The following is an 11,306-nucleotide window of genomic DNA, read 5'->3' as shown; positions in this document are numbered from 1 at the left end:
GGAGAAATCCTCGGCTTTTTTTATTTATCACCAGAGCGGAATCCCGAAAATTTTATTCTTAGTCTTACCTTCTTTATTTGTTACGTTTGCATAAAGTAAGGAAAGGATCGTATAACGACTATACTTTGTTTTCTCTTCATATTCCCAATCCCAGAGCAAACCTCCAAGCCCAGGGAGAGCCAAAATTCCCATCGCATTCAAGCCATTAGAGTTCGGGTATTTTCTATAATAGAATAATCCGGGCCCAACAAGCATCAGATCTTCTTCTTTGGAGATCTTTTGGTTCCTATAATACAATAATCCTAAACCAAGCATATCGAATCTTCCGTCTTTTTCGGAAGAGAAATATCCTAATACCGGAGGGATTAAAGATGCAGTTCCTGTAGCATCCGAATGATAATAATAGACCGGAAGGAAATTCGCTAGAGTATCTCCTGGAGAAGATCTATAACGTAACCACAACAAATTCGCATCAAAATAGTCAGGACGTTTTTCGATCCCAAAGGCTAAACCACCTAAAATTGCGAATCTAGTTCTTTCTTCTTGTAATTCAGTATGGATTAAACCTAAAAATAAATTCAGGCTTTTTCTCTTTAAAACAGCTTCGTTATTATAATCAAATATTCCTGCAAATCCGAAACGGTCCCAATCTCTATCTATATAACTATAAAGACCGAGTGCGAACCAAAATTTGGACTCATTACTTTTTCGATAGAAAGCGAGAGGAACAAGACCATACAAATATCTTTCGGAATTATTTGCATAGAATGCAGGACCAAAAATTAATCTTTCTAAACCTGAATTTCCGGATTTAAAATCAGAGATTAATAAAAAGTTAATATGTGTCTCTTTGCCCTCTGAATATGTTTCTGCATTATACCAGTATAAAGGGAAGAGATACGATTTTGTCCTGTATGATTTTTCGCCCGTCTTTTTCTCCCATGTTTCGAATTTATTAGAGAATAAAATGAAGGCAGAAAATTCTTTTTCGAAAGTTTTTCCGATCCCGGAAGTATTGTCCGGTGAATTGTTTACCTCTTCCAAACTTGTATAATTTACCAATTTTAAGAAGCTGACCTCCTTTCTTTTTATCTCCTTCATATACTGATTGGAATTATCTGATTCAGTATATAAGAATGGGATCGGTAAAAAATAGAGAGAACTACTGTAATTGCCAGTTTTATTTCCAGAAGAAGAGAAGGACCCGAAAGGATTCAAATTATAGGAATTCCACGTACCATTCTCATATTCCGATCTATCAGAATAATAAAGTAATCCCCAAGTTGTTCTGAATTTATATAAATTCGGATTATTCGTTTCAGTATTCGAATAAAATGGAAAAATTCGGACTGAATTCGATGTCTGTCCCTGGCCATTCTTTTCTTGAGAAGATGATACTAATCCCAAAAAGCTCCCGCTCGAAACAGTTGGAGAAGATTCACTATAATAACCTAACAAAAAGAATTTGCTCTCTGTAGGACTTCTTTTCCAATAAAAACCTGGGACCAGCAAAAAATCAGTCTTAGTAGTTTGCTCCGGAGTCACTCCAGCATCTCTTGATCTATTAGAATAATAGAATGGAGTCAGAATGGTTGTCGATTCTTCCCCATTTTGTTCCTTCTTATTGGAATAATAAGATAATAAAGTATAAAAATTAGATTCCGAAGCCTCTCCGGAAGAAGAATAACGTTTCGAGCCTATACTTAAATAAAGAGGTAAAAATAAACTATAAGAATCTTCCTGAAAGATATCTCCATTCTGATTTGACTCTGATCCAGAGTGATACAAGGGAAGCAATAAACTATGAAAAGATCGACTGGTTAAATTTCCTTCTACGATCCTTTTTCTATAATAGAATGGAGAAATGGTTCTGGAAAAATCCTTGGACTGATCATGAGCAACCAAAGGAAAGACCCTAAAGCCCCAAGCATCCGAAGAAAAATATAATCTAGTGATTGGCCATAAAATAGAATAATCTCTAAGTTCTCCCTGCTTTCCTCTTAAGAAACCGAATAACAAATAAGACTCTTGGAAATTTTCCTTTTGCTCTTGCCTACCGTATATAGGAAATAGAACGAAATAAGATTCGTCTCCGATCTTACTGGAAAAAAACAAAGGAGCAGCATACACTTTATCCGCTGTTTTTTCCGACCAGGAAAACCAACTCAAAGGGAGAAGCCTGAAATGCCGTTTATCATCCCCTTTTTCATAACTGAAAATCCCAAATAAAGCACTCACACCCCAAAAGGATCGGACTTTCTCTCGGGTTAATCTATTGTATTGACCTAAACCTTCTTTTTCTTCCCCAGAATTCTTAGCGGAAATATTCTGAACAGGTGCGTCGGATGTGGATAATTCAGCAGGGTGATTTTCCTTCCAAAATTGTAATTCCTCTTTGTTTATGGAAGTTCGTGTGGAAATGCTAAACAGACTATAGAATAAAGAAACATCTGCGTCTAGATAATAATCTTTTTCTGTGGTTCCAACCCCGGCCGTTCCAGAAAAACTTCCCAATGTTTTCGAGGAAGAATAAGCCAATTTCAACTCTAAAGTTTTATCCGCCTCATAATAGTTTAACCAAAGGGGAAGAAACATATCCCCTTTGCTACGTGAATTATTCCAATTCCAATAGAGCGGAAACCAAGTGGAGAATTCCTCCTTACGAACCTTGTCTACATTCGAAAACCATAATAAAGGCCAGATCCAAGTATTATCCTTCTCTTCAGATCTGTTCCAATAATGAAATATGCCAAAATGTGTATAAATATCATAATCTTTTCCAAAACGGAAATAGAACGGTAAAACTAGCCGAAAACTATCTCGTTTATAAAAATAGAACGGAAATGCATAAGTATACCTTGAATCTCCTGCTTTATCAAAACCTCGACCTACAAGTCCTAGGACATTCCAATAAGAGTATTCATTAGTATTATTCGAAAAATAAAACGGATACACCCTTCGTCTGGATTCCTGGTCCGTATCATATTTTTCGTATAAACCAACTAATGAATAATTTTCAAACTTAGTCTTATATTCTTTCTGATAAGAAATAGGTGTGGTCAGTTCTTTATATTCGGATGTATTATTCCATTGAAAGAAAGGAAATATAACCAATTTTTCGAATTTATCACCGGATTCATTTTTTCTGGAATAATATGGACCAATCCAAGTACGGTCCTTGTCCCAGTATGTAAACAGAGGAATCAACCAAGTGTATTCATTACCAGGTTGATTTCCTTTTGCAAAGAATGGAAGAAAATGAAAATACTCTTGCGATTTATAAAACCAAAGAGGAAAGAAAATCCCTTGATTAAATTCTCCCTTTTTATCCCAAGAAAGATAGGTATTGATGAAATAATTTTGAGATGAATTCCCATCCGTATTTCGGTAGAAGAAAGGAAAGATTGTCCTACTTCCGGATTCATTTTTAGATCGATAGAACAACGGAAAGAATACGAACTTACTTCGCCAGGCATTAGAAGTATAATATGTATTTAGAATATAAAAGTCTGTCGAGCTTCCTTTGGAATAATAGAAAGGAATTGGTAACAATCCAAATTTAAGTTGCCCAATATTGAAATAGGCAGGGAACAATCCGAATGATCCTTCCTTCGTATGAAACATAAAAGGAAAAAGATAGGAATAACTATAATCTCCTTTTGAGTCGGAGCCCCAACCTCCGATTAATAAAACGTTCGTTTGCGTTTCGTTATTGGAGTCGCTCCATTCCCGGGAGAATAATATCGGGAACATAGCTTTATAACTTCTTAAAGTACCCCCCTTATAATGTCTATTTATGAAAAGAAAAAGATAATAGTCGGTTTTTGTTAGAGTTCCTTCCGGCCCTCGATCCTGATCATCCCACCAAAACCGGCCGAACAATGGAGTTAGGAAATTTCCTTCCTTTCCTGCTTTCTTAGAGTTGTAAGAGAAAAAAGGAAGAAAGGTCAGATGAGATTCCTCTTCCTTAGTGTTAGCTTTTTCAGAATCAAAATAAAATAACGGAAAAAAGGAAAAATGTGATCTATTTGCTCCCTTCCCCCAATACAATAAAGGTAAAATGGAACCGTAAGAAGATTCTTTATCTTCTCCCCAATGAAAGATCAAAAAATGATTCCAGTCATCTCCCGTACCCCTATTCCTAAAAAACAAGAATGGAATAGCAAAATGAAAGGTTTCTTCCTTCCCGTTGTAGATTTTCCGAGTTCTACCAAATAGTGGTACAATAGAAGGAAATGATAACCAACTGTCAGAAAATTTATCTCCGGAACTTTCGTAAGAATTATAATGGAATAATGAAAAATTTAAGCCTGAGTCTCTTTGCGGACCTTGGATCCTTTTAGCATAATAGAATGGAAAGAAGTAAGATTTAAATGATTCATTCTCTTTGGCGGATACATGATCGATTAGTGGGAAAAAACTTGTCTGCTTAAACTTAGGATAATCTGTATAGGTATAAAGAATCAGTAGATTCAAAGAATAATGAGGCCCCCAATTCTCAATACTCGCGAATGGCGGAAGTCTGAAAGTATATTTATCTTCTTTATCACTTCCTAATATAGGTTTTTTTTCTGAAGTAAGAGTATCAAAATAATCCGAAGCCTGGATTTCAAAAGAGAAACAAACCAGAAGGACTGGAAAAAATAAAATAACACTCCCGATTTTGGCATAAAAAAATTTCAGAAAATTTCTAATCATAAACTTCTAGAAGTTTTAACTTACTCTTTTCTCCTCTGAGAATTTTTACCTTAGAAGGAGCCAGTCCTAATTCTTCCGCAACCGCTCGAACAACTGCATCATTCGCCTTTCCTTCAGTGGCAGGCTCTTTTACTGCAACAATCCAAACACCATCTTCCCCTTTAGTTACGGATGGTTTTTTAGAATTCGGCTTTACCCTGACCTGAATTTTCACCGCGGATCAATCGGGCAAAATTACTTCTTACGAAATATTTTTCCAGCTATTAACCTTATCTCTTCAATGCCCAAAAGCAGACTGATCAGGAAAAAAATTGCCATACCTGGGAGGACTGCAGTGCAAAGAGAGACCCTGGAAGAATTCGCATAACTTAGGCCTTTTTCGGAAAGAAAACCTAAGGCCCAAGGATGGATCATTTCTCTATAAAAAAATAAAAATGCGGCCATGGCCAAAAGTGGCAGGATCAATTTTGCAATTTTAGAAAGAAATCCTTCCCATGGAAAAGCTACCTTATGTTTTTTTAAATAACTAGAAAGTAAGGTCCAGGTAACTACAGTTGATATCGCGGAAGACAATGCGATTGCTGAATGTTTTAAGAAAAGTATCAAAGAAAAATTTAAGGTCAGATTCAGGATAAAAGTGAATGCTTGGACCCTCAAAGGAGTTTTGGTATCCTGGAATGCATAATAGGTTGAGATCAGGACCTTATTCATGCTGTAGAATGGGACTGCTAAAGAATAAAATACCAAAGGTAAGATCGTAGTTTCCGTAGCAAGATGATCCCATCTTCCTCCATAATAGATGGAATCCAAGATCGGTCCAGCCAAGATTCCAATCCCGAGAGCGGCAGGTGCTGTCAAAAATCCTGCAAATCCCAAAACGCCCAACATTTCCTTAGGAACTTCAGAATGTTTATCCTGCTTCAAAGAAGAAAGTAACGCAGGCAAAGTTGTGGTAGCAAGTGCCACTCCGATAATTCCGGTAGGAAGTTGTACCAACCTTTGCGCGTAATCCAAACTAACAACCGCACCCAAACCTGGATTCATATTCTGCACATAGTTTGCTAAAAATATATCCACTAAAAGTCCGAGTTGGTAAAAACCGCCGCCTACTGCAGCCGGTAACATTAGTTTAAATATTTTTGAAATAGCCGGATGTTTATAATTCCAGGAAAATATCGGACCTTCTCCATTTTTAGAAACATACCAGGCCTGAACGCCTAATTGTATGATCCCGCCTCCAACAATCCCAAAACAAAGAACTCTTACCTTTGTCAAAAGTTCCCAATCTACAAAAGGGAAAATTCCCAGAAATACTGTAAGATAACTTAGGTTTAGAATAATAGGAGAAAGAGAAGGAACAAAAAATCTATTTTTGACATTGGAGATCGCCATATAGATCGAAGACAAACTCGCAGTGACGATTAAGAAAAACAGAATATAGGTAAGCTCTACCACAAGCCCGGAATACTCTGGAGTTCCTCCTACAAGGAAAGGCAAAGCGAAAGGTGAAAATGTAAATACGATTACTACAAAACTTAAAAGAATTATAAAAAGAAAACTTAATACAGCACCGCTCATTTTTCGAGCTGCGACTACTCCATCCTTCTCCGCATCAGAATACAATGGCATGAAGGATTGGGAAAGAGTTCCCTCTGCCAATAAGTTGCGGAACATATTCGGTAATCTATAAGCTACTGAAAATGCGGAAGCCACTGTGCCTGTCCCGAAAGACACGGCCATAAAATGGTCTCGGAACACTCCTAAAATTCTGGAAACGAGGGTGTAAAAAGAAAGAGCGAAACTTCTTCTGGCTGCTTGGGACAAGAGATCCTACGTGGTCGGTGTTTCCGACGGACTGAAACTAACCTAATAGTTTCTCTAAGTATCGAACTCCACCGGTGCGACTCACGTCAAACTGAATTCCGCAATTAGGACATTGATGGCGACCTAGAGTTTTGATCCTAAGTCTTGCTCTACAAGACTCACAGTATAAGACTCTTTCTTGGATATTTCTTGCCTGCTCTAAGGAATGATCCAGATCCTTTCCGATCTTAGTTTTCTCAGCCGGTTCTTGTCCAGGGATAGGAACAGTACTGATCTCAGGAACATATACGTCCGACTTAGTTAAAGAAGAAGAAGGACTAGAATAAAACTGAATAGGTTTAGTTTGTCTGAGAGAAGAAACACTTTCAGACTTCTCCGATAAAGTCCTTCTATCTTCGATCTTCAAAGAAGAAAGCCATACTTCCGCTTCCTTTTCATGTGCGAAGAAGTTCGGACTCTTATTCAAACCGAATAATCCTAAAACAAGTAAACCTTCTTCATTCCAATCGCTAAACGCAATATTACCGCCGAATTTTTCGAAGAAGTTTTTCAATTCTACTAATGCGGAGATACCATCTTCTTCTATATATTCCACCAAACGAGAATTGACTAGTACAAGCCTCTCCCCTTCTTCCCAGCGAGTTTTGATAAAGCGCACCAGGTCAAATGCAGAATACGAATCAAGAACCCCTTTCGGAGTTACCTTCAATATATGTCCCAGCTTTGTAGTATGAATTTCCAAAAAAGTTTATCCTAGATAAATAGCGTCTATAATTTCCGCTTTCTCTCGATTGACCGCTTGCGCTGTAGAAGGAGCCGATACTACCGGAGTCGCCGGAACATGGCTCTGAGAAACAGGTGCCGCGTTTTGGCTTTGGTAAGAAGGAGAAGGAGTATTCTCTCTCCAACGGATAGGCCCTTGAGTTTGCGCAAAATCAACCTTCTCCCATAAAGGAGGTGCAGATAGATGTTCGGCGATATACCTTCCATCCTGAGTAAAAGAAGTACGAACGCTCTTAATGAGTAAATGAGCAAATCCTAATATAAGAGCACAGATAAGAGCGATGATCGCGTTATTCTGTAAGGTCCACCAGAAAAGTTCAGTCTGGATCTTCACAAAATGTGCAAAATTCCCTCTTTCATATTTCATATGGAGAGAAGCCACTCTTTCCAATTTTTCAGGATGATACACTGCCATAGAAAGAAGAACGCTTGGTTCGGAAATTTCTGGGAAATAAGGAGAAACGATCTGCATCAATTTATCATTCTGGAAAGTATTCTTATCTCCCAAAAGGATTGGAGTTCCTATCTGCCATTTTCTCAAATGATGTGCAGCAGTATAATTAGTAGATAAAAACTTAGGCTCTGGTTTTCTTTTTGCCCTTGGGCCGGACACATAATCTTCGTTAGATGATGCAAGAACTACTCCTGAATCATCAGTCAGGCTGATCTCTGAAATGATAAATCCTTCTTTGTCACCCGAAGTCACTTTCACAAGTCTAGTGAATGCAAAATTCAGATCTTCTAATCTGTCTTTACTTAATTTTCCTTCACTAGACTTAGAGATAGCACCAATTGTATCTCTGGCTCTTTGGTCCGAAAGATTTTTGATCTGCTCGAAAGATGCAAGAGAAGATTCCAGAAAGGACCATGCAGAGGCTCCGGCAGCGATCCCTTCGCAAACCAAAAGTGCTAAAATGAAAAATAATATATGTTTGAAAATTTGCACCTGAGAACCTCTCTTCTTTTAAAAATCGGCCGATTTCGGCTTTTTTCTAAAGAATAAAAATCTATTTTAGGTGCTGATCTTGTCCCGAATCGGCTTTAAATTTTCCAGAAATTTGGACTGAAAAGTCTGGATCCATTCCTTCTTCTTATCTTCTCCGCTTGGCAGACCCAATTGAGAGACCGAAATCATAGATTTCCAGTCCTGCCCGCAAGGATGGATACACTGAAACGCGGAAAAATCATTGGAAACGTTGAGAGCGATCCCATAACTCGTGAACCAGGACTTGAACAAAACTCCCATGGAAAGAATTTTGCGAGTTGGGGAATTAGAAAGATAGAGCCCGGGAGCATGAGGATTTTTCACTAGGTCCAAATCCCAAACTTTCTTTGTGGAATAAATTGCAGATTCCAGGACCCCGTCCAAAAATTCCGAGATCGAAATTTCTCTTTTTTTTAAGTCCAAATGTATATAGGTAACGATTTGTCCGGGCTCATGAGCGGTATAATCCCCTCCTCTTTTTATGTATTGGAGAGAGATCCCGTGTTCGGAAAGGAAGTCCTCATTTCGGAGAAGATTGTCGATATTATAATTGATCCCCCCGGTTATCGTAAGAGGGTGTTCCAAGAATAGGATCGATTCCCTTCGATTCTCCCGGGACTTCTCCTGGAAGCGGACGTAATCTTCGTATGGAAGGGGATTTTTCAGGGAAAAAGCCTGCACACTCGTATTATTTATGGAAAAGCTGCTCGAAGTCATCTCCTTTATACTCCAAAGATCTCCGCGAGGAAGAAACCGTCAGGAACTTGCAAAACTAGTTTATCTTTCTGATGGAGTATTCTTCCAAAAATACGCCAAAGTAATTACGGAGCAAAAATATATCCATCTGGAAGATTCTCCGTATCCGATGGAATTAAATCAGGCACTTCTACACCTGAAAGAAAATCGTCTAATAGATGTGACCCCAAAATTGACCGAGACCGGGATCTCGGGTTATTTATTAACCTGGGTTGGTACAGAGCATGAGGATGAAATAGACCTGAATCGTCAGGAAAAAAGAATCCTTCGCAAAGTCCTGGAAAATTTCAAAGGAAGTGTTTACGACGAAAATAGAGTGTACCCGAATTTATATGAGAATTACGTGATCACTCCCCTTTTCTCGGAAATTAAGTTTAGCAAAGAAACTATTAACACTAAAATCCATTTCTTTAAGAGAAAAACGCTTTTGAATATCTCGGGCAAAATATTTAAGGTACTTTTTAGCGAGTAAACACGAATGCTCATCACTATTTGTAAAGGTAAAATCCATAGAGCCACCGTAACCGACGCGGACCTCAATTATGAGGGAAGCCTGACGGTAGACATGGATTTGGTAGATGCCGCTGGAATGTTTCCTTACGAAAAAGTTTCTGTTGTGAACGTAAACAATGGATCCAGATTCGAGACATATCTGATTGAAGGCAAAAGAGGTTCTGGAGAGATCTGCTTGAACGGCGCTGCTGCCCGTCTCGGAATGAAAGGAGACAAAGTTATTATCATCTCCTACGGCTCCCTAGAAGAAAAAGACCTGCCAAAAGGTTATAAACCCCAAGTCGTTCTCGTAGACGACAAGAACCATATCAAAAAAGCCTAATTCCTTTAGGCTTTTCCTAAACTTTAATCCGCTGGACTAAATTTCCTAGCTCAGATAGAATCGATCCGTTTTCCCCCCGAAGTGGAATTCTTCTCATTTTTTTGAGGAAAAAGGAGAAGGAACGGCTAAGTTTCGGGGCTTAGAAGTCGATATTCAATATGAAGAACCGTACTGGGACAATTAATCGCATGAAATCCGTCGCAAAATTTTCTTTTATCCTATTATTCGTCCTTTTTGGAAATGGCGTTTCCGGCCAAAACAATGCAGAGAAGGAAAGTAAAGGTTCCGAAGGAGTGGAATACTATCCACTCGCGTATTACGACGATAGACTCTTAGTCAAAGAAGTGTCCTTCTTCCGTAGACACGCGGATAACGGAAAAGGCGAGTTCATGGACGTAATGGTTGAACTCGAGAATAGAGACTTCGACGCAGCGAACTTCTCCATTTATATTTTAGCAGTAAACGAAACTCCTCTTTCTAGAGTAGATGACCGCAGAGAGTTGGTCCCATTCCCTAAATGGAGACAGTACGATGTGGAAGAACAAACTAAGGTAGTAAACTTCCAGAACCTGGTTCCAGTAAAACTAGACAGTAAAAATGTTTGGGGTGAGAAGAAATACGGAGAAGTAAAGAAGAGCTACGACGAAAAGATCGCGAGAGGAGAAAAAGTAAAATTCCCGAACCCGAATCTGGACACTTTAGTTCATTATCTTACTAATAATCCGAAGGATGCACTTCCTATCGTTCTTTATGGAGAAGAAGGTCCTGCAAAAGACAAAGTCCTGATCAGTAACTTCGTGCCTCAAACTGCAGAAGATCTTCAGAAACAAAAACACGATACTTTAAGCAAACATACTTATACCGTATACAACGCTAAGTATAAATCCACGATCTTCTCTCACCATTACACTGAGTATCGCCCTGGATATTTTACTTTTAATAAGGTTGTAGTTCTGATCTTCAATCCTCAAAAAGAGAAGAACAAACTAGTCTATCGTAAGATTATAGACATCAACGGATTAAAATTGGTGAACTAAGACTTAAGGTCGAGGTTTTAGCCTGTATAATAAAAAAGGACCCCAAAAGGGTCCTTTTTTTATGCTCAGGGACTTTGACCGGACCCGGGTCGACGGTAACGATCTATACTGCCCGGAACGAATCTTGTGGTCCATTGTCCTCGGTCGATGTTTTTCTCCACCCAACCTTTTCCATGATCCCATCTACCATCCGATATAAAATCGAAAAAGTAAGAGGAGTTCATGTAGCGGTAGGAGTCCATGATATCTAAGATATCTCGACTCTCCGAGTCCTCAGGAGCCTCTTCGAAGAAGAAGTTGCTATCCATTCGCCTCTACCATGATTCTTTCCGCCCAAATGTCCATCTTTATTTATAGTCCGCCTCAAAACTTATGTCATCAAATTTGT

The 11,306-nt window shown here is 38.6% G+C and carries 10 protein-coding genes; 3 read left to right on the top strand and 7 right to left on the bottom strand.

Annotated features, from left to right (window positions below; all coding sequences use genetic code 11):
• Positions 1-27: 27 nt before the first annotated feature.
• The 6 genes from EHO65_RS03275 to lipB all read right to left on the bottom strand — a co-directional run bounded on the left by EHO65_RS03275 (position 28) and on the right by lipB (position 9,007).
• Positions 28-4,698 (bottom strand): LA_1737 family protein, encoded by a 4,671-nt coding sequence (locus EHO65_RS03275; RefSeq protein ID WP_244243420.1) that lies wholly within the window; start codon positions 4,696-4,698, stop codon positions 28-30.
• Positions 4,691-4,912 carry a DUF167 domain-containing protein gene (locus EHO65_RS03270; RefSeq protein ID WP_135772756.1) on the bottom strand — a complete coding sequence of 74 codons (222 nt, stop codon included), beginning with the start codon at positions 4,910-4,912 and terminating at the stop codon, positions 4,691-4,693. Before EHO65_RS03270 ends, EHO65_RS03275 begins: the two co-directional genes overlap by 8 nt.
• 20 nt (positions 4,913-4,932) lie before the next feature.
• The gene (murJ, locus tag EHO65_RS03265; RefSeq protein ID WP_135772755.1) at positions 4,933-6,522 is read right to left on the bottom strand and encodes a murein biosynthesis integral membrane protein MurJ; all 1,590 of its coding nucleotides are present in this window, start codon (positions 6,520-6,522) and stop codon (positions 4,933-4,935) included.
• 37 nt (positions 6,523-6,559) lie between these two features.
• Positions 6,560-7,264, bottom strand: coding sequence for an STAS domain-containing protein (locus EHO65_RS03260; protein ID WP_135772754.1), 705 nt, complete (start codon positions 7,262-7,264; stop codon positions 6,560-6,562).
• A 6-nt stretch (positions 7,265-7,270) separates the two neighbouring features.
• Complete coding sequence (locus EHO65_RS03255; RefSeq protein ID WP_135772753.1) at positions 7,271-8,251, bottom strand: LIC_12071 family protein; 981 nt, start codon at positions 8,249-8,251, stop codon at positions 7,271-7,273.
• A gap of 66 nt (positions 8,252-8,317) precedes the next feature.
• On the bottom strand, positions 8,318-9,007 hold the full coding sequence (lipB, locus tag EHO65_RS03250; protein WP_135772752.1) for a lipoyl(octanoyl) transferase LipB: 690 nt from the start codon (positions 9,005-9,007) through the stop codon (positions 8,318-8,320).
• On the opposite strand from lipB, the gene EHO65_RS03245 reads away from it, so the two are divergent.
• The 3 genes from EHO65_RS03245 (at position 8,985) to EHO65_RS03235 (ending at position 10,918) form a co-directional block, all read left to right on the top strand.
• A complete protein-coding gene (locus EHO65_RS03245; RefSeq protein WP_100709536.1) occupies positions 8,985-9,518 on the top strand; it encodes a type II toxin-antitoxin system antitoxin SocA domain-containing protein in 534 nt (177 codons plus the stop codon). The two genes, lipB and EHO65_RS03245, sit on opposite strands and share 23 nt — an antisense overlap.
• A gap of 6 nt (positions 9,519-9,524) precedes the next feature.
• Complete coding sequence (gene panD, locus EHO65_RS03240; RefSeq protein WP_135772751.1) at positions 9,525-9,881, top strand: aspartate 1-decarboxylase; 357 nt, start codon at positions 9,525-9,527, stop codon at positions 9,879-9,881.
• A 188-nt stretch (positions 9,882-10,069) separates the two neighbouring features.
• Positions 10,070-10,918 (top strand): hypothetical protein, encoded by an 849-nt coding sequence (locus tag EHO65_RS03235; RefSeq protein WP_135772750.1) that lies wholly within the window; start codon positions 10,070-10,072, stop codon positions 10,916-10,918.
• A 65-nt stretch (positions 10,919-10,983) separates the two neighbouring features.
• Here the strand turns inward: EHO65_RS03235 and EHO65_RS03230 are convergent, their stop codons facing one another.
• Positions 10,984-11,226 (bottom strand): hypothetical protein, encoded by a 243-nt coding sequence (locus tag EHO65_RS03230; RefSeq protein WP_100709534.1) that lies wholly within the window; start codon positions 11,224-11,226, stop codon positions 10,984-10,986.
• Between the last annotated feature and the right edge of the window lie 80 nt (positions 11,227-11,306).

The sequence above is a fragment of the Leptospira andrefontaineae genome (assembly GCF_004770105.1).
GTDB classification, from domain to species: Bacteria; Spirochaetota; Leptospiria; order Leptospirales; family Leptospiraceae; genus Leptospira_B; species Leptospira_B andrefontaineae.
The sequence above is the reverse complement of the archived record's forward strand: the minus strand, read 5'-3'. Positions and strand labels throughout refer to the sequence as shown.